Annotated in this window: 16 protein-coding genes; 7 read left to right on the top strand and 9 right to left on the bottom strand. The window is 73.1% G+C overall.

The features are described 5' to 3' along the window. Positions 1-114 precede the first annotated feature (114 nt). From ACWEN6_RS33430 to ACWEN6_RS33415, 4 genes are all read right to left on the bottom strand, one after another. Positions 115-1,269, bottom strand: coding sequence for an alanine racemase (locus tag ACWEN6_RS33430; RefSeq protein ID WP_452575861.1), 1,155 nt, complete (start codon positions 1,267-1,269; stop codon positions 115-117). Beyond that, entirely contained in the window at positions 1,266-3,098 is a 1,833-nt protein-coding gene (locus ACWEN6_RS33425) for an IucA/IucC family protein (protein WP_452575859.1), read from the bottom strand. The genes ACWEN6_RS33430 and ACWEN6_RS33425 overlap by 4 nt, the downstream gene beginning before the upstream one ends. A gap of 332 nt (positions 3,099-3,430) precedes the next feature. Then, entirely contained in the window at positions 3,431-5,233 is a 1,803-nt protein-coding gene (locus ACWEN6_RS33420) for an IucA/IucC family protein (RefSeq protein WP_452575857.1), read from the bottom strand. Continuing rightward, positions 5,230-6,561 (bottom strand): siderophore biosynthesis protein, encoded by a 1,332-nt coding sequence (locus tag ACWEN6_RS33415; RefSeq protein ID WP_452575855.1) that lies wholly within the window; start codon positions 6,559-6,561, stop codon positions 5,230-5,232. Before ACWEN6_RS33415 ends, ACWEN6_RS33420 begins: the two co-directional genes overlap by 4 nt. A gap of 198 nt (positions 6,562-6,759) precedes the next feature. Here ACWEN6_RS33415 and nudC point away from each other — a divergent pair, with 198 nt between their 5' ends. Then, complete coding sequence (gene nudC, locus ACWEN6_RS33410; protein WP_452575958.1) at positions 6,760-7,740, top strand: NAD(+) diphosphatase; 981 nt, start codon at positions 6,760-6,762, stop codon at positions 7,738-7,740. Positions 7,741-8,018: 278 nt separating this feature from the next. On the opposite strand, the gene ACWEN6_RS33405 is transcribed toward nudC, so the two are convergent. Both ACWEN6_RS33405 and ACWEN6_RS33400 read right to left on the bottom strand, forming a co-directional pair. Then, entirely contained in the window at positions 8,019-8,264 is a 246-nt protein-coding gene (locus ACWEN6_RS33405) for a mycoredoxin (RefSeq protein WP_380832079.1), read from the bottom strand. Between the two features lie 80 nt (positions 8,265-8,344). Beyond that, positions 8,345-9,343, bottom strand: a complete 999-nt coding sequence (locus ACWEN6_RS33400) for an alpha/beta hydrolase (protein WP_452575853.1) — start codon at positions 9,341-9,343, stop codon at positions 8,345-8,347. A gap of 212 nt (positions 9,344-9,555) precedes the next feature. Between ACWEN6_RS33400 and ACWEN6_RS33395 the strand changes: the two genes are divergently transcribed. The 6 genes from ACWEN6_RS33395 to fxlM all read left to right on the top strand — a co-directional run bounded on the left by ACWEN6_RS33395 (position 9,556) and on the right by fxlM (position 15,220). Then, positions 9,556-11,628: an ATP-dependent DNA helicase UvrD2 gene (locus ACWEN6_RS33395; protein WP_452575851.1), complete on the top strand. Its 2,073-nt coding sequence runs from the start codon at positions 9,556-9,558 to the stop codon at positions 11,626-11,628. Next, positions 11,625-12,497, top strand: coding sequence for an acyl-CoA thioesterase (locus ACWEN6_RS33390; RefSeq protein WP_354840552.1), 873 nt, complete (start codon positions 11,625-11,627; stop codon positions 12,495-12,497). The genes ACWEN6_RS33395 and ACWEN6_RS33390 overlap by 4 nt, the downstream gene beginning before the upstream one ends. Positions 12,498-12,608: 111 nt before the next feature. Then, the gene (locus tag ACWEN6_RS33385) at positions 12,609-12,947 is read left to right on the top strand and encodes a hypothetical protein (protein WP_452575849.1); all 339 of its coding nucleotides are present in this window, start codon (positions 12,609-12,611) and stop codon (positions 12,945-12,947) included. 133 nt (positions 12,948-13,080) lie between these two features. Continuing rightward, positions 13,081-13,350: a WhiB family transcriptional regulator gene (locus tag ACWEN6_RS33380; protein WP_354840558.1), complete on the top strand. Its 270-nt coding sequence runs from the start codon at positions 13,081-13,083 to the stop codon at positions 13,348-13,350. A 53-nt stretch (positions 13,351-13,403) separates the two neighbouring features. Then, positions 13,404-13,598, top strand: coding sequence for a hypothetical protein (locus ACWEN6_RS33375; RefSeq protein ID WP_452575847.1), 195 nt, complete (start codon positions 13,404-13,406; stop codon positions 13,596-13,598). 368 nt (positions 13,599-13,966) lie between these two features. Next, on the top strand, positions 13,967-15,220 hold the full coding sequence (fxlM, locus tag ACWEN6_RS33370) for a methyltransferase, FxLD system (protein WP_452575845.1): 1,254 nt from the start codon (positions 13,967-13,969) through the stop codon (positions 15,218-15,220). 69 nt (positions 15,221-15,289) lie between these two features. On the opposite strand, the gene ACWEN6_RS33365 is transcribed toward fxlM, so the two are convergent. The 3 genes from ACWEN6_RS33365 to ACWEN6_RS33355 all read right to left on the bottom strand — a co-directional run bounded on the left by ACWEN6_RS33365 (position 15,290) and on the right by ACWEN6_RS33355 (position 18,355). After that, positions 15,290-15,673, bottom strand: coding sequence for a DUF4260 family protein (locus ACWEN6_RS33365; RefSeq protein ID WP_452575843.1), 384 nt, complete (start codon positions 15,671-15,673; stop codon positions 15,290-15,292). Positions 15,674-15,887: 214 nt separating this feature from the next. Then, positions 15,888-17,210 (bottom strand): ABC1 kinase family protein, encoded by a 1,323-nt coding sequence (locus ACWEN6_RS33360; RefSeq protein WP_354840568.1) that lies wholly within the window; start codon positions 17,208-17,210, stop codon positions 15,888-15,890. Beyond that, positions 17,207-18,355 (bottom strand): ThiF family adenylyltransferase, encoded by a 1,149-nt coding sequence (locus ACWEN6_RS33355; protein ID WP_452575841.1) that lies wholly within the window; start codon positions 18,353-18,355, stop codon positions 17,207-17,209. Before ACWEN6_RS33355 ends, ACWEN6_RS33360 begins: the two co-directional genes overlap by 4 nt. Positions 18,356-18,401: the final 46 nt, after the last annotated feature.

The following is an 18,401-nucleotide window of genomic DNA, read 5'->3' as shown; positions in this document are numbered from 1 at the left end:
GGGCCCCGTCCGCCCCGTCCGCCCTGTCCTCCTCGGACGGCTCTCCGCCGCCCATGCCCATCGCGGCGGAGAGCGCCTGACCCGCGGCCTCGATTTCGGAAATTCTCCTCCGGTTCAGGTGAGGTAGTGGAAGCCGGGCTTGGGGTGCATGAGGAAGTCGTGGTGGGAGATGGTCCAGGCGTAGGCGCCGGCCAGGCCGAAGGCCACGATGTCCCCGACGTTGACCGCCATGGGGATCTGGCGGGCGAAGACGTCCTTGGGGGTGCAGAGCTGGCCGACCACGGTGACCGGCTCGGCGGTCGCGCCCGTGCCGGGGCGGCCCGTCGCCAGCACGGCCAGCGGCTGGTCGTGGCCCTTGGCCGCCGGGGTGCGCAGGTGGTGGGTGCCGCCGGTGACCACGGCGAAGACCTCGCCGTGGACGCGCTTCACGTCGATCACCCTGGTGAGGTACCAGCCGCAGTACGCCGTCAGCGCCCGGCCGGGCTCGACGCGCAACAGCTCGCCAGGCTCGCGCAGCTCCGCGAGCCCCCGCCCGTAGGTCTCCCAGTCGAACAGCTCGGACGGGTCGTGGTACGACACGGCCATGCCGCCGCCGAGGTTGACCTCCACGGCCGGCGCGTCCTGGCCGAGGTCCCGGCTCGTCGGGAGATGCCCTTCGCCGGACAGGTCGCGGGCGAAGCCCAGGATCGCCTTGGCCAGGTCGAGCAGGTCGGGCGCGCGCAGGCCGCTGGCCAGGTGGGCGTGCAGGCCGCGCGGCCGCACCCTGTTCTGCCGGCGCAGCAGCGAAAGGCACTCCCGCACCCCGCCGGGGTCCATGCCGAACGGCGTCGCGCCGCCGCCCATGGCCAGTGCGGCGCCCTCGACCGGCACGGCCAGGTTCACCCGCAGCAGCGCGTCGGCCGGGGCTCCGGCCTCGATGAGCCGGCGCAGCTCGCCGGGGCTCTCGACGTGCAGGCGGTGGACGTCCAGGGCCAGCTCGGCGTCGGTCTTGCCCGGGCCGCCGAACGCGAGGCGGGCCCGCGGCAGCACCGAGCGGACGTGCGCGACCTCGCCGCCGGAGGACACCTCGAAGCCGTCGGCGTACGGGGCCAGGGTGCGCAGCAGGGCGGGGTCGGGGTTGGCCTTGACGGCGTAGTACAGCTCGACGTCCCGCAGGGCCGCCCGGACGGCGGCGGCGTGCCGGTCGAGCGCGGCCAGGTCGTACACATAGGCGGGCAGGGCGTCGGCGAGGCGTTCGGCGCGTTCGCGCACCCGGTCGGGGATGTTCACGCCGGCACCCCCGCGAACGGGTTGGCCACGGGGACGTACCCCGCGTCGCGGTCGGCCGAGCGGGCCCACCGGGTGGTCAGGTTGGCCTTGGCGGGCAGCGGGGCTCCGGCCAGCAGGTCGCGCAGGGGGAGCGGGAGCCGGCCGCGGCCGGCGTGGCGGGCGACGCGCCCCCGGGCGTCCGCCCACAGCTCGTGGAGCAGGTCGTCGCGGGCGTGCGGCGCGGCCGTTCCCGCGACGGTGGCGGCGATCTCGGGGAGGTGGTTCACCATGATGCAGTAGACCACGCGGTTCCAGCCGCGCGCGGCGTCGTAGGTGGCGGCCCTGGTGACCGGATCCGGAAGCCCGGACAGGTCGTGGCGGCCTTCGACCAGCTTGGTGCCCTCCATGTCCCGAAATATCGCTTCAATTGGCATGCCGTGGGCGTCGATGCCGACCAGGACGTTCTGCAGGTGGGGCTCCAGCACCACGCCGTGCCCGAAATAGGCGTCCAGAACCGGCAGCGCCACGTGATCCACGTACGCGCCCCACCACCGCACCGGCTCGCGCCGCAGCGCGGTCACCACCGCCGCCGGCTCCGGCGCCTCGCCCTCCGGGACGGCGCCCAGGGCCGCCAGGGTCCCGGCGAGGATCGGGGTGACCCCGGGACCGGCGACCTCCCACGGGCTGGACCGGACGATGACGCCCAGCCCCTCCAGCAGGCGCGTCCCGAGCAGCGCCGAGCGGTACCCCGGTTCGGGCAGCCAGCGGGTGCCGGGCAGGCGCCGCGCCAGGCCGGCGAACACCGGCGCGAGCCGGGCGCTCACCTCGGCCGCCGAGGCCAGCTCGTACCAGGCGTTCTTGCGCACGCAGTTGGTGATGCGCACGTCGAGGCTGAACTTCAGGCACTTGCCGATCGCCGGCTCGTACACCGTGCGCACCGAGGAGGTCGGGACCGCGGGCAGCGCGGCGTCCCCGAGGTCCACCAGCCGCCCGTCCGCGAACGGGGCGGCCAGCTCGGCGGCGAGCAGCTCGAGCTGCCACGGGTGGGCGGGGAGCAGCGTGTACCCGGGCGGCGCCTCGCCGAGCCCGTCGAGGGCCCCGGGGTCGCCGCCGGTCGCCAGCACGTCGTCCCGCACGCCCAGCAGCCGCAGCGGGAACGCGGCGTGCGCCTCCGGCGCGTACCGGGCCCACCCCGCGCCGCCTCTGGACTTGGGGGAGGGGTGGAACGGGTGCCCGAGCACCAGCGCCTGCTCCGAGGCCAGCCACGGATCTCGGGGAGGCTTCGCGCCGGCCCGCTCGCGCAGCATGACCGCGATGGCCGCACGGCTCGCGGCGACCTGCCCGGCGAACTCCTCGTTACGCCGGAGCACGGGCCGAGCCGCGACGCAGCCCTCCCCCCGACCGGCGGCGGAGTCCTCCCCCCGACCGGCCCCGAAGTCGCCCGCCCCACCGTCCCCCGAAGCCGTGCCCACCTCGCCCTCGACCGCGCGCATCTCCTCGGGTTCGCCCCCGACCGACTGCACCTTGCCCGGCTCAGTCCCACCTGGACGGGCCTCGCCTGGTTCGGCCTCGACCGGGCGGATCTCCTCGGCTTCGGCGTCGACCGTGCGGAGCTCGTCCCGTTCGACGTCGACCGGGGGGATCTCGCCGAGTTCGGCCTCGACCAGGCGGACGAGGTGGTCGGCCGACAGCGGGCGCCAGGCGCCGTGCCACAGCCGTTCGGCGTCGCCGTCGAAGCGCAGTGCGATCCCTCCGGAGGCCGGCACGCGGATGAGGGTGCCCGCCAGCCGCAGCAGCAGGTACGGCGCGGCGGCCCAGACCTGTCCGCGCGGTCCGGCGACCTCCCGCACGCAGCACCGCAGCAGCGCCGCCAGCGTCGCCCGCTCCGCGGCGCGCCGCCACGCCGGCTCGGCACCCTCGGCCTTCCCTGCGCCTTCCGCGTGGTCCGTGTTCCCCGCGCCCTCCGTCTCGCCCGCGTTGCCTGTTCCCTTCCTGTAAGTCGCGTGGCCCGCGTTCCCTGCGCCCTCGGCCGGATCCGTGCGCCTTGGGCCTTTCGCCGGATCCGTGTGCCCTGAGTCATTCGCCGGGTTCGCGTTCCTTACGCCTTCTGCGCCTTCTACGTGCTTCATGCCTGTCGCGTCGCCGGCGTCCGGGCCGAGGGCGGAGTCGCATACGACGCCGTTCAATGGTCGGCCTCTCGCCGGAGGTGGTGGCGCAGGTAGTTCGGCCCGCTGGCGCCGTAGTGCTTGTTGATGTCGGCCGAGACGATGCGCGATCGGGCCACCAGGGTTCCGGCGCTGACCATGGACTTGCCGACCAGGCGGGCGGCGTCCAGCGTGCGGGCGCGCAGCAGCCGCGCCACCGGGTCGCCGCCGTACTCGGCCAGCGCGCTCTCCAGCGCCGGCGCGACCAGCTCGCCGTGGCCCGCGCCGAACGCCACCGCGGCGGCGGCCAGGTGCAGGGTGATCGTGACGAACACGTCCGCGAGCGCGTGCGGGTCGCCGTTGAGCATGCGCGGGTCGGCGAACGCGGGGACCTCCAGCCCCGCCGCGAGCAGCCGTTCCGGGGAGGCGAGCAACCCGTCGTCGTCCTTGACCAGCAACCGCATCGCCGCGCCGGGCCCCGCGTCCTCGTCGAAGACCAGGGCGAGGTTCTGCTGGTGCGCCTCCAGCGCGACGCCATAGGTGACGAATAGGCGGACATTCCAGGTGAACAGCACGCGCAGGTAGTCGGCCAGCAACGCGGCCACCTCGCCGCCCCTGTAACGGGCGGCCAGTTGGTCGATCACCCGGCCGCCGCCGGGAAACGGCGCGGTCAGGGCGGCGACCGGGACGATCTCGCCGGGGGGCAGCCTGCGCAGCATCCAGCCGAGGTGGTCGTGCCCCGCGTGCGCATAGGTCTGCTCGTCGGCGACCAGCACGTCCAGGCCGTCCTCGCGGCGCAGGATCTCGCGCAGCAGCAGCTCCGCCCGCGCGCCGTCCTCCAGCGTGCCCGGTTTGATGGACCGCCGGTTGCGCGCGCCCAGCGTGCTCGTCGTCAGGGGCAGCTTGAGGTGCGTGCGCGGGTCCACCTCCACGGTGCGCATCGACAGCGTGGGACGCACCGCCAGGTACGGCTCGTCCAGGAGCAGCACACCGGGCATCGCGCGGACGGCGGCCACGGTCAGCGGGTGCACCGGGAAGCGCAGGTGCTCGGCGTCGTGCGCGGGCCACCACGCGGGAAGCGCGCCCATGGCCGCCGGCCTGGTCACCCGCTCGACCGGCACGACCGCCCAGCGCAGCGGGAAAATCGGCGCGAACTCGGGGGCGTAGGCGGCGACCTCGTCGTCGGCGAGGCCGAGGCGGGCGCGCGAGGTGGGGTAGACCGGATGGTCGGCGAACGCGGCGAGCGTCTCGTAAGCGACCGTCCGGCTGAAAGACGCCTCATCGCCGGCGTGGGCGGAGGCCGGCAGAACGGAGCGCAGGCGGGCCAGGATCTCGTCCCGGCGAGGGTCGTGCAGCTCGTACGCGCGCAGCGCCGCGCGGCACTCCGCGGCGAAGGCGGCCACGCCCTCCGCGTCCCCGGGCGCGGCGCTCTGGACGAGCGCGTCGAGCACCTCGGCCAGGGTCAGCGACTGCCCGCGGGCGACCTTGAAGTCCTGGTACAGATGGCCCGGTGTCAGGCGCACCCGCCGCCCGGAGGGCAGCACGAGCTGGACGCCGTCCTTGGTGCGGGTCATCCGGGAGGCCAGGCCGCCGTAGTCCTCGCGGACCAGCGCGTCCAGCACCCGGGCGGCCAGATACGGCTCGCGCGGCCCCGCGTCCCGCGCACCGCCGGGACCGTCCGTGCCATCCGGCGCACCCGCCCCGTCCTGGCCGTCCTGGCCGTCCTGGCCGCCATGGCCGCCATGGCCGCCATGGCCGTGCGGGGCGCGATGGTCACGGGAAGGCTCGCCGGGACGGAGGCCGGAGGAGGTCTCCTCGCGCTCGGCGGTGGCCCGGGTCACTCGACCACCCACGGGGCGCGGGCGCGGAAGGCCTCGATGGCGCGGTCGACAGCCTGCCTGCCGGACCCGACAGCGCGGAGTATGCCGAGGTAGTCCCGGTTGGTGTGGGTCGGCTCCACGACGTCCCCGGGCGCGCGCAACGCGCGGTGGCGCAGGCGCACGCCGCCGATGGTCTCGGCCACGTCGCCCGGCCCCGCCTTGACGACCCCTGCCCGCTCCGCGACCAGGCTCAGCGCCGCGCCGTGACCGGAGACCGGCGGCGGGGTCTGTGCGGGCTCGCCGAGGTGCACCCGCAGGATGTGCTCGAACAGCGGCACCCCGAGCAGGTCGGCGAGCAGGAAGCCGCAGGTGTCGCCGATGAGCCGGTAGTTGACCTCCACGATCCGCGGACCGCGGGCGGTGATGACGTACTCGGTGTGGCAGGCGCCGAACCCGGCGCCGATGGCGGCGAGCGCCCGCACGACATGCTCGCGCGGCCCCGCCTCGACCCCTTCCGCGACGGACCGTCCCCGCGGCGCGTCAAGGGTGGGTGGGACGCGGTGGCCCGAGCCCGCGTCAGGGGCGTTCGGGACGGACGGTCCCCGGGGCGGGTCAAGGGCGGTGGGGACGTGGTGGCCTGGGCCCGCGTCAGGGGCGTGCGGGGCGGGCCGGCCAGGGAGCGCTCGCGGGTCCCAGTCGAGGCGCTCTTCCACGAAGTGCGGGAGGGGGCCGAGGGTGGTGTGGAAGCCGCCGAGGACGTGGAGCGCGCGCCCGTCGCCGAGGGTCTCCAGGGTGTGCAGGGGGCCCTCCAGGTACTCCTCGATCACGAGCGCGGCCCCCGGGCGCCGCGCGCGGATGCCCGCGACCGTCGCGGCCAGCTCCTCCGCGCCGGCGGCCAGCACGACGTCCTCGCTGGCGACCCCCTCGCGCGGCTTGACCACGACCGGGTACGCCGGCGGATCCGGCACCGGCTCGCCGGGTGCCACCTGCGCGGACCACACCTGCTCCACCCCCGCGGCGGCGAGCCGGCGCCGCATGAGCGCCTTGTTCTTTGCGGTCAGGCAGGCGCGCCAGTCTTTGGCCGGCAGCCCGAAGTAGTCGGCGGCCAGCGCGGTCTCGGGCTGGATGTGGTCGGAGTCGGAGAAGATCGCGTCGGGCCGGCGGTGGCGGGCGATCGCGTCGATGACCGCGCGCGCGTCGCGCACGTCGGTGCGCAGGGCCTCCACCCCGGTGTACCGCTCGGGCCGGTCGGTGAGCAGCGTCACCTCACAGCCGAGCGCGCGGGCGGCCGGCAGGAATCCATCGGTGACCGAGTCGGTCGGGTTCAGCGCGGTGAGGTACAGCCGCACGCAGAGCACCCCCCGGAATCAGGTAAGCCTTACCTAACTTGACCGGGTGAATCCTAGCCTCACCGCGATATCACTCGCTGCTGGACATGCTAATCACGCCGAATGTCCGTGTTGTGACCGCCCACTGGGCATTTCGGTCCGCCATCTTCAGCGGCATAGGATGGACAACCTGCTGGGAGGGAGACGCACGTGGGAGAGATGTCGCAAGGCCGGCGGCTGCTCGGTCCCCTGCTTCTGGCGCGAGGAGGCGTCGACAGGTCCGCCCTGCACCGCAACGACGAGGCCTGGTTGAAGACCGCGTGGGCCGACCCCGCGACGCGCGTCCTGCTCATCAGCGACGGCAACACGCTGATCCGCCGCGACAACGGCACGGCGAACCTGGTGTTCGTGTCCCCGCACCAGGCGCCGCCCGGCGAGCGTTACCTGCTCGGCGTCGACCCCGGCGGCGTCGCCTACTTCGCCGTCGCGGTGGAGGGCGAGCTGCCGCTTCCCCCCTCCGCGCCGCTGCCCGAGGGCACCGAGGTCGCCGAGGCGATCCAGGACGTGCCCGACTGGGCCGACGTCGCCACCGAGGGGCTGCGCAAGGCGGGGGCCGCGCTCGGCGACCGCGACGCCGGCCTGCTGGTCAACGCCGTCGCGCTGGAGGCCTGGCACGCCACCCACGAGCACTGCCCGAGGTGTGGTGGCCGCACGAACATCATCAACGGCGGCCACATGCGGGTCTGCCCGAACGACGGCAGCCAGCACTTCCCCCGCGTCGACCCGGCGGTCATCATGCTCGTCCACGACGGCGACGACCGCTGCCTGCTGGCCCGCGGCCCGCAGTGGCCCGAGGGCCGCTTCTCGGTGCTGGCCGGCTTCGTCGAGCCCGGCGAGTCGCTCGAGCAGGCCGTCGCGCGCGAGGTGTTCGAGGAGGTCGGCGTCACCGTCGCCGAGCCCCGTTATCTGGGCAGCCAGCCGTGGCCGTTCCCGCGCAGCCTCATGCTCGGCTTCTTCGCCAGAGCCACGACCACCGAGATCACCCGCGACCCCGAAGAGATCGCCGAGGCGCTCTGGCTCACGCGCGCCGAGCTGGGCGCGGCCGTGGAGAACGGTGACATCCGGCTGCCGCCGGGGGTCTCCATCGCCCGCCGCCTCATCGAGACGTGGTACGGCTCCTACCTCCCGGGCGACTGGTAGCCGAGGAGGAAACGCCCGGTTGCGGCGGCCGGACGGGGGCGCCCGGCGGCGGAACATGGCAAACCATCACCGGGACGGAGGCCCCGCAGCGAAACGGGCAACCCGCGATGAGATGGGCAACCCGTCAGTGGGGCAGAGGCCCGTAACGAGACGGGGTAACCCCGATCAGACCGGCAACCCCTCGGCGAGACAGGGCAACCGTCAGCGGGACGGGCACTCGCAGCGAGACGCCGGCGAGCGGGCCGAGCCTGTCGCCGGCGGGCGCCGAGGGGGTCGCGTCAGGCCTTCGCCCGCGCGAGCAGCCCCTTGAGCTGGATGACCGAGGGGTTGGTCAGGGCGGTGCCGTCTTCGAGCACCACCGTGGGCACGACCTGGTTGCCGTTGTTGACGCTCTCCACGAACTTGGCCGCGTCCGGGTTGGCCTCGATGTCGATCTCCTGGAAGGAGATGCCCTCGCGCATGAGCTGGCCTTTGAGTCTCTTGCAGGGACCGCACCAGCTGGTGGTGTACACCTTGAGCGCCATAGCCTGATTTATCCCTTCATCGTCGGCATCACCTGGCAACACCGCCGCTCCCGCTGGTGTTCCCGGCGTCCGACGCCGCGTCAGTGCGCGCCGACCCGGCGCAGCGAAGGCAGGTGTCCGGACGCGACCGACTTGGGGCTGCTCGTCGGCCCCGGCGCGGCGGGCGCGGCCAGTTTGCCGGCGACCCACTCGCGGATCCCCTCGGCGACGCCGGGCTCGCGGTAGAGCGGCGCGCTGTGGAAGTACCCCGGCACGACGCGGATGTTCATCGCCACGCCCACCTGGTTGAGCTGCTCCTTCAGCAGCTCGCTCTGGTAGGCGGGCACGAACTCGTCCGAGGAGTGGACCGTGAGGACGGGGGCGTCGTGCGCGCTGGCGTGCCAGGGCACCTCCATGCTGGACCAGACCTTTGCGCAGGCGCCGGTGGGACGGCAGCCGCCGGCCAGCGCGATGGCGCTCTGGCGGAGCTTGCGCTGGTCGAAGTCCGCGCCCTCGTCGCCGTCGGAGTAGGCGGTGAGCGGGGAGATCACCGGCGAGATGCCGACGACGCCGCGCAGCCCGGGCAGGCCGTCCTTGTAGGTGCCGACCGCGGTGGCGAGGTGGCCGCCCGCCGAGAACCCGATGACGACATAGCGGTCGGGGTCGAAGGAGAAGAAGTCGGCGTGCCGGCGGGCGGTGGCGATGGCGGCCAGCGTGTCGGTGCGCTGCGCCGGCCAGGCGGCCTCCTGCGACAGCCGGTAGTTGAGGTTGAAGACGGTGTAACCCATCGCGGCGTACGAGCGGGTGACCTCGGTCATGTACTTCTTGTCGCCGCTGTTCCACCAGCCGCCGTGGATGACGAACACGCCCGGCCTGCGGCCGGCGTGCGGATCCCACCACACGTCCATGCGCTGGCGGGCCGACTGGCGGCCGTAGGAGTAGGTGCGCACGATGGTCGAGGCCAGCACGTCTTCGCCGGGAGCCTGGGTGGTGCTGGGGGACGGTGTCGGCGTGGTGGTCGCGCCGGCGGGCGACGCGGCCGCCGGCGCGAGGAGTACGGTGGCCAGAGCGAGCGATCCCACCGTTACCGCGCTTCTCACTGGACGTCTTCCTTCCCCGAAATCATCGGCTCCCATTGTGGAGCAAACCTCGCACTCGCGCACGTACGAGAGCCCCGAACGCGCACAGCCGAGAGCGTAGGGCACCAACCTGGGAGCGTTTTCAGGTTGTCCACATGCAGGCCGCGCGGGCGGCCGGCTGCTGGAAGGATGATGCCAGCACACCGTCCGCATCGCACGTTAGGAGGCCCAGTTTGGAGCGCGAAGACGCCCTCGCCGGGCTCGACCCGGAGCAGCGCGAGGTGGCCGAGGCGGTGCGGGGGCCGGTGTGCGTGCTCGCGGGCGCCGGCACCGGCAAGACCAGGGCGATCACCCACCGCATCGCCCACGCCGTCCGCTCCGGCGTCGTCGACGCACAGAGCGTGCTCGCTGTGACCTTCACCACGCGCGCCGCGGGCGAGCTCAAGCAGCGCCTGCGCGCACTCGGCGCGACCGGCGTCCAGGCGCGCACCTTCCACGCCGCCGCGCTGCGCCAGCTCACCTATTTCTGGCCACGCGTGATCGGCGGCGAGCCGCCGAGGGTCGTGGAGTCCAAGCTGCCTCTGCTGGTCGAGGCGTGCCGGGTGGCGCGGCGCACCCCCGACCGCGGCGAGCTGCGCGATGTCGCGGCCGAGATCGAGTGGGCCAAGGTCACCCAGGCGACCCCCGAGGAGTACGCCGCCCTCGCCGCCAAGGCCGGCCGCACGCCGCCGATCCCCGCCCAGGAGGTCGCCCATCTCTACGAGGCGTACGAGACGCTCCGGCGCCAGCGCCACCTGGTCGACTTCGAGACCATCCTCGAGCTCACCGCGGCGGTGATGACCGAGCACGAGGAGGTCGCCGCCGAGATCCGCCGTCAGTACCGCTACTTCGTGGTCGACGAGTACCAGGACGTCAACCCGCTGCAGAAGCTCCTGCTCGACACCTGGCTGGGCGGCCGCGACGACATCTGCGTGGTCGGCGACCCCAACCAGACCATCTACTCCTTCAGCGGCGCCACCCCGCGCTATCTGACCAACTTCGCCGTCGAGCACCCCTCTGCCACGGTGGTCAAGCTCGTGCGCGACTACCGCTCCACGCCGCAGGTCGTCGGGCTGGCCAACAGCCTGCTGGCCAAGGCGCGGACGCCGCACCGGCTCGAACTGGTCGCGCAGCGGCCCGACGGGCCGCGGCCGGTGTTCGCCCAGTGCGACGACGAGCCCGCCGAGGCCGCGGCGGTCGCCGCGCGGGTCAAAGAGCTCATCGCCCAGGGCGTGCCCACGCGCGAGATCGCCGTGCTCTTCCGGGTCAACGCCCAGTCCGAGCTGTACGAGCAGGCGTTCACCGACGCCGGCGTCCCCTATCTCCTGCGCGGCGCCGAGCGCTTCTTCGAGCGGCCCGAGGTCCGGCAGGCCGTCGTGCTGCTCCGGGGCGCCGCCCGCTCGGCCAACGACGAGCAGCCCCTCGCGCAGGCCGTCCACGACATCCTCGGCGGCATCGGGCTCACGGCCGAGGCCCCCGGCGGCGGCTCCGCCCGCGAGCGGTGGGAGTCGCTGAACGCGCTCGCCGAGCTGGCCGAGGACATGGCGGCCGAGGGCGGCGACCTCGCGCGCTTCGTCGCCGAGCTCGAGCGCCGCGCCACTGAGCAGCACGCCCCGCCGATCGAGGGGGTGACGCTCGCCTCCCTGCACGCCGCCAAGGGCCTCGAGTGGGACGCGGTCTTCCTGATCGGCCTCACCGACGGCATGCTGCCGATCGTCTACGCCGAGACCCCCGAGCAGATCGAGGAGGAGCGGCGCCTGCTCTACGTCGGCGTCACCCGCGCCCGGGCCCATCTGCACCTGTCCTGGGCCCTGGCCCGGTCGGCGGGCGGCCGCAAGGCGCGGCGCGCGTCCCGCTTCCTCGACGGCCTCACCGGCACGGCCGCCTCCGCCGCGCCCGGCCCGGCCCGGTCCGGCCCGCGTGAGCGCCGCGCCGCGCAGGCCCGCGTCGCCGTGCCGATCTCCTGCCGCGTCTGCGGCAAGACCCTCACCGTGGCCGCCGAGCAGAAGCTCGGCCGCTGCGCCACCTGTCCCGCCGACTATGACCAGGAGCTCCTCGAGCGGCTTAAGCTCTGGCGTACGAATGCGGCGAAAGAGGCCAAGGTGCCGACGTACGTCGTATTCACGGACGTTACGCTCCAGGCACTGGCCGAGCGGGTCCCCACCACCGAGGAGGACCTGCTCTCGATCGCCGGCATCGGACGCGTCAAGCTCGAGCGTTACGGCCAGGCCGTCCTGGACATCTGCCGCGGAGGGGAAGTGACGTGAACGAGGCGCTCAAGGAGGTCCTCGACCTGCTCGACCTGGAGCAGATCGAGCAGGACATCTTCCGGGGCAGAAGCCCGGAAGAGCGCATCCAGCGCGTCTTCGGCGGGCAGGTGGCGGCGCAGGCACTGGTCGCGGCCGGACGCACCGTGCCGGGCGACCGCACCGTGCACTCCCTGCACGCCTACTTCATCCGGCCCGGCGACCCGGCGGTCCCGATCGTCTTCAACGTCGAGCGGGTGCGCGACGGCCGCTCGTTCACCACCAGGCGGGTCGTCGCCATCCAGCACGGCAAGGCCATCTTCACCATGTCGGCGTCCTTCCACGTCCTGGAGGAGGGCATCGGCCACCAGGCGGCGTCCATGCCGTCGGTGCCCGACCCCGAGACGCTGCCGCTGTTCCAAGACCGCATGCTCGACCTCGTCGGCGACACCGAGCCGTGGCGGAGCTGGCTGGCCAAGCCGCGCCCGGTCGACGCCCGCTATGTCACGCCGCTCACCTGGGAGGCCTACCGCGACCCCTCCCTGCGCGGCTCAGAGACGCAGGTGTGGTTCCGGTACGACGCCGACCTGCCGGACGACCCGCTCCTGCACGTCGTGCTGGCCGCCTACGCCTCCGACTACACGCTGGTCGACACGGTGCTGCTCACGCACGGGCTCGCCTGGGGCGCCTCCAACCTCACCGGTGCGTCCCTCGACCACGCCATGTGGTTCCACCGGCCGCTCAAGGTCGACGACTGGGTGCTCTACGCCCAGGAGTCGCCGTGGTCGGGCAACGCCCGCGGCCTCGCCCAGGGGCAGATGTTCACCGCCTCCGGAGACCTCGCCGTGTCGGTCGTCCAAGAGTGCATGATCCGTGTAGCAAATCCGTGAAATAGCAGGTAGAAAATAAGTTGCCGGGCCCCTGGGTCCGCGTTTAGAGTCATGCACAAGCCGGTCGGACGATCCCCGTCCAACCCCGCAATCACCTGGGAGGTGAGCCTCGTGAAGCAGATTCTCATTCCGACTTGCGCCACGCCGTGGCTCGCTTCCCCGCGTGGCAGTGCCATGCGCGGTGCCGCCCCGGTCATGGGCGCCGCCCGCTTCACCGCCCCCGTCGCCACGCCGGCCGCCGTTCTCACGGTCGCAGGCCCGGCGAAACTCCGACAGGAGAAGACCGCCCGCATCCTGGCCGATGCGGCCGCCTTCGCCTATGGCACCACCGTCGTGATCGCCGAGCACGCGGCCGCCCTCGGGCGTCCGTTCGGCGACGAGCAGACCAGCAGCACCGCCAATGGTGGGGTGCAGGGTCCGCCACCCTGGAGGCACCCGGTCATAACCTGACCGGGAACAAAAAGCGCCTCCAGGCCGCGGATCCGTACCCAGGATCCGCGGCCTTCTTGTTTTCCAAGCCGCCAGATCCGACACCCCAAGAGGTAAACGACCAGATCAACCAGCAAACAGAGAGGTGACGCAGATGGCGGTTTGGACGACCATGGACCTGGTCGACGAAGCCGATATCCCGTGTCGTACCGACCCCGACCTGTGGTTCGCCGAGTCCCCTGAGGACGTCGAGTTCGCCAAGGCCCTCTGCGGAGGGTGCCCGATCCAGAAGGCCTGCCTCGCCCGCGCGCTGGAGCGCGAGGAGCCGTGGGGCGTCTGGGGCGGAGAGCTCGTCCTTCGCGGAGCCGTCGTTCCGAGGAAGAGGCCGCGGGGCCGCCCCCGCAAGACCCCGGTCGCAGCCTGACCCACCAGCACAGATCTTCCACACCAGACTTCATGACCCGAAAGGCCACCACGATGAGCTTCCTGCCTACCTGGAGCAGCGAGATCCCGTATATCCGCCAGGAACTGGTACGGGACCGAATACAGGCCCTGCACAACGAGGCCGAGCAGCAACGTCTCGTCCTTCGCCTCCAGCGTATCCGCCGGGCCCGCAAGCAGGCCGAACGCGCCTCCCTGCGGCTTAGGAACGCCTTGGCCCGCATGGCCTAGCGCGGTGACCGCACACGTTCACCGGGCGCGGCTCCTCACTCCGTCGTCACCGGGTCGGCGCGCCGTGATACGGCGACGCCGGCTACGACGCCCGACCTGGTGACCTTCATCACCGGCACAATCCTCGGGCGGCCGCTCCTCTCTCACCGGGCGGCCGCCCCTTCCGGGGGTGGGCTCTCACCTCCCACCCCCGCCCGGCCACTCGCCTCCCGCCGAGTGGCCGCGTCACCCGACCGGGTGACCCAGGGGCGGACCGGCCCGCACGGCCGGGTCCGCCCCTTTCGGTGTTCTCCGGATGACGGCCAGGTTCGCTCCTTTCGCCGTTCGCGGGGATGATGGGTACGCCCGCAAGCGGAGGGAAGAACGCCATGGTCCGCCAGGAAGGTCCCGCCACGGACGGCGCCGACCTCGCCGACCTCGCCGGGCTGCGGCGTAGGCTCGTCGAGCGGGTGCGCGAGCGCGGCGGGGTGCTCAGCGAGCCGGTGGCGGCCGCGCTGCGGTCGGTGCCGCGGCACCTGTTCGTGCCGGGCACGCCGCCGGAGGCCGCCTACCGCGACCTGCCCATCGTCACCAAGCGGGACGCCGACGGCCGGCCGATCAGCTCCTCCTCCCAGCCGACCATCATGGCGATCATGCTGGACCAGCTCGGGGTCGAGCCCGGCCACCGGGTGCTGGAGATCGGCGCGGGCACCGGGTACAACGCGGCGCTCATCGCCCACCTCGCCGGCCCCGGCGGTGCGGTGGTGAGCGTGGACATCGACCGGGACGTCGCCGACGCCGCGCGAGCACACCTGACGGCGGCCGGCCACCCAGGCGTGCGCGTGGTGTGCGGGGACGGAGCGCGGGGGTTCGCCGCGCAAGCTCCCTACGACCGGGTCATCGCCACGGTGGGGGTGTGGGACCTCGAACCCGCGTGGCTGGACCAGATCGCTTCCGGCGGGCGCGTCGTCGTCCCGCTCGACCTGCGCGGGGTCCAGTGCTCGGTGGCCCTGGAGCGTGCGGAGGGCCACTGGACCAGCCGCTCGATCCAGCCCTGCGGCTTCATGCGCATGCGCGGCCCGGCCGCCGGTCCCGAGCGGACGTACATGCTGGACCGGGACGCCCAGCTCATTCTGGAGTCGCCGGCCGGAGGTGACCTCGACGCCGCCGCGACCCGGGCCCTGCTGGCCGGCCCCGCCGCCGGACGCGAGACCGGTGTGACGGCGGGCACGGCGGAGGTCTGCGCCGGGTTCAACCTGTGGCTGGCGGTCCACGAGCCGCGCTGGTTCTCGCTGGCCGAGAGCGGCGCCTCCGGCCTGCTCGAACGGGCGCCGCTGGCGATGGAGGGGTACACGCTGACCTACGGCGTCCTCGGCGACGACGGCCTCGCGGTGCTGCGGCGCGGCGAGGGAGCCGACTCCTGCTTCGCCCTGGTCGTCGACGGCTACGGGCCCGCCCTCGCCGAGCCGGCCGAACGCCTCGCCGCGCACGTCCGCGAGTGGGACGCCGCGGGACGTCCGGCGACCGCCGACCTCCGCCTGGACGCCCACCCGAGGGACACCTCGGACGCCGCCCTGGACGGCCGAACGGTCATCGACAAGACTCACACCCGTCTCGCCCTCTCGTGGCCGAACCGGCTGTGAGGGGCGGGCTCGGCGGGTGAGGTCGGGTGGTACGGACGCCGTTGGTGGGGTGCCGGCATCGGAGGAACCTCACGAGCCATCGGTGAGGGGGAATCCGCGACCGAAGGCTCGTTCGACGGCGATGCGGGTAAGCCACCCGAGGGCCGCGGTGAACAACGGCGGCCACGCGACCGGCCCGAGGGAGTAGGCGATCAGCACCACGAGCGGGATCCACACGCGGTGCACGGCCTGGTAGAGCATGCCGGGCGGACGAACCCCCGCGAGCCGAGCCAGGTCGCACAGCACGAAGAACAACAGCGCGGCCGCGGTGGTGGGCAGGCCGTACTTGACGCTCTCGAAGACCGCGAACGCCGCCAGGAACAGCGCGAGCGCCCCCCATCCGATCTTCCGCGGCCGACCGCCGACCGGCGGGCCCGGTCGCGACACGTCATCGGGTGTGCGTTCAGTCGTCACACGCACAGCGTAGGAGGAGAGAGTAGGGAGAGGGAACGGGCAGTGCCCGGCACGATGACCGTCGTCAGCCCACTGGACCAGAGCTTCCAGCACGGAGGCTGCCGCGCACCTCGGATCGATACGGCTCTAGGCGGGAGGCGGGAGGGCCGTTGTCAGGGCAGTGGACGAGAGCCTCCAGCATGAAGGCCGCTGCGCGCCTCGGATCGGCACGGCCTTAGGCGGAGGCGGGAGGGCCGTCGGCGAAGCCGGGGACCCAGCGGACGACCTCGTCGCGGAAGCGGGCCGTGGCGCCGAGCTGGCACAGCACACCGATGCCGGCCGCGTGCACCCGGTTGATCAGTACGTAGGAGGGGGGCAGGTTGAGCTGGCGCACCACGTTGTTCGGCCGCAGGTCGGTGACCGTCGCGACCTGCCGCTGCAGCCACTCGCGGCTGAAGGTGAACTCCTCCACTCGGGTCGGCTCGACGTAGGGGGCGAGGAAGGCCCGCAGGGCCTCGACGTCGACCTCGATGTGGGGGCGAATGAACCCCTCGTCGCGCAGCCCCTGGACGACGGCGCGCATGTCGCCCTGGTTGAAGATGCGGGTGAGCGTGCCGAAGACCTCCGGATAGCCGTCGGGCATGCGGTTGACCGCTCCGAAGTCGAGCACGCCCAGCCGGCCGTCCGGCAGGACGCGGAAGTTGCCCGGGTGCGGGTCGGCGTGCAGCATGCCCGCGCGGGCGGGGGAGCTGAACAGGAACCGCACGAACAGCAGCCCGGCGCGGTCGCGCTGCTCCTTGGTGCCATCGGTGATGATCTTCGACAGCGGGGTGCCGTCCAGCCACTCGGTGACGATGATCTGCTCGTTCGCGGCGATGACATCCGGCACGAAGAAATCGGGGTCGCCGTGGTAGGCGGTGGCGAAGCCGTGCTGGGCCTCCGCCTCGCGCAGGTAGTCGAGCTCCTCGGTCACCCGCTCTCTCAGCTCGCCGAGTACGGCTTTGATGTCCAGCCCCGGAAGCAGAACCCCGAACAGCTTGCCCAACCGGGCAAGCTGGTTGAAGTCGGACAGCAGGGCCTTGCCTGCGCCCGGATACTGGATCTTGACGGCGACCTCGCGCCCGTCCTCCCAGACGGCCTTGTGCACCTGGCCGATGGAGGCGGCGGCCGTGGGAGCGTCATCGAAGCTCTGAAAGTGCCGCCGCCAGTCGTCGCCGAGCTGTTCGGCGAGGACGGCGTGCACCGTCGCGGCCGGCAGGGGCGGCGCGGCGTCCTGCAGCTTGGTGAGCGTGGCACGGTAGGGCCCGGCGATCTCGGGCGGCAGCGCCGCCTCGAAGATGGAAAGGGCTTGGCCGAGCTTCATGGCCCCGCCCTTGAGCTCGCCGAGGACGCGGAAGATCTGTTCGGAGGTGCGTTGCTGAATCTCCTGCGCCACGATCTCGGCGGACTTCCCGCCGATGCGCTTGCCCAGGCCCAAGGCGGTGCGGCCGGCGAACCCCAAGGGGAGCGTCGCCAGCTTGGCCGAACGCGTCACTGCGTGTTGGGGGAAGTCGCTCACGCGACCATTGTTAGCGGACCGAAGTGCTTTCGACTACAACGACATTGCGGATGGGCCTCCCACGACCGTTTTTTCCAACCCCAATCAGGCATTACGTCGACTGTGCAGTTCGTCACAGTGGGCTCCGCGCCGTCGACACAACCCAGTGCGTGACCGGCCGCATGCGCCGCGACCAGCGTTGACAGCACCGTGTCGCAGGCGATCTCACCGGCCGGGAACCCGCCCAGCCGGGCGCCGATCATGGGCCACGACGGGTCGCGGTCGCGGCGGATCAGCTCCAGGCAGCGCAGGCACGAGGTGACTCCGGGGATCACCAGCGGGCCGACCGAGCCGACGCCCTCCGCGGCGGTGGCCAGCAGGTGCGGGATGCCCAGCGCGACCAGCTCGTGCGCTATGAGGCCGTCCAGCGGGCCCACCGGCGCCAGGACGACCAGGTCGGGACGGCTGGCGCCGTCGGAGAGCTGGGAGGCGGTGCCGCCGGTCCAGGCGTTGACGCCCGGCGCCACCCGGCGCGCGGCGGCCACCGCGCCGTCCTCCCTGCGGTGGCCGGCGTCGGCGAACGACAGCCCGCCGGGGACGACGTCCTCGTGCCGGGCCGTGCCCGGATCGACCACGCACAGGTGCCCGACGCCCGAGGCGGCCAGCAGCACGGCGATCTGGGCGCCGACCCGCCCGGCGCCGTACACGCGGACGTGCGCCGCGCGGCGGCGTCCGAACGCCGACAGCCCGCCGTCGCCCGCGTCGGCGGGTGACAGCGACAGCGCGTCGAGGTCGGGCCCGAGCCGCGCGCGTTCGCCGGAGGTCAGGTCGCGCAGCGGCGCGGGCCGCGTGGCGGCGTCGTCCAGCACGCCGTGCTCGGACAGCAGGGCCACGACCCGCCGGACGGTGGCCTCGTCGAGGTCGCCGCGGGCGATCAGCTCCTCCAGCGTGCGCGTGCCGTCGAGGCCCTCGACGAAGCGGCGCACGCGCGGCTCCAGATCGGTGAGCACCACCGCGCGCGACGGATGGACGCCCAGCTGGAGGGTGCGGTCGTCACGGTGAAGACGGCGCAGGGCGGGCTTGAGCCGAGGCCGGACGGGTGGCGCGGGCGGCCGCCGGCGGGACGGGGGAGGGGGAGCGGCGGGGAACCGCGGAGAGGAGGTCACGATCGCGCAGCCTGCCACGGACACCGCCCCGCCCGGCGGCCGTTGT

The organism is Sphaerisporangium sp. NPDC004334, from assembly GCF_053602655.1.
Note: the sequence above shows the minus strand (reverse complement) of the source record. Positions and strands in the feature narration are given on the sequence as shown.

Bases quoted from the DNA above. Each gene is read 5' to 3' on its own strand.
- nudC (WP_452575958.1), top strand. From the start codon at position 6,760: ATGTCGCAAGGCCGGCGGCTGCTCGGTCCCCTGCTTCTGGCGCGAGGA.
- ACWEN6_RS33375 (WP_452575847.1), top strand. From the start codon at position 13,404: ATGAGCTTCCTGCCTACCTGGAGCAGCGAGATCCCGTATATCCGCCAG.
- ACWEN6_RS33405 (WP_380832079.1), bottom strand. From the start codon at position 8,264: ATGGCGCTCAAGGTGTACACCACCAGCTGGTGCGGTCCCTGCAAGAGA.
- ACWEN6_RS33380 (WP_354840558.1), top strand. From the start codon at position 13,081: ATGGCGGTTTGGACGACCATGGACCTGGTCGACGAAGCCGATATCCCG.
- fxlM (WP_452575845.1), top strand. From the start codon at position 13,967: ATGGTCCGCCAGGAAGGTCCCGCCACGGACGGCGCCGACCTCGCCGAC.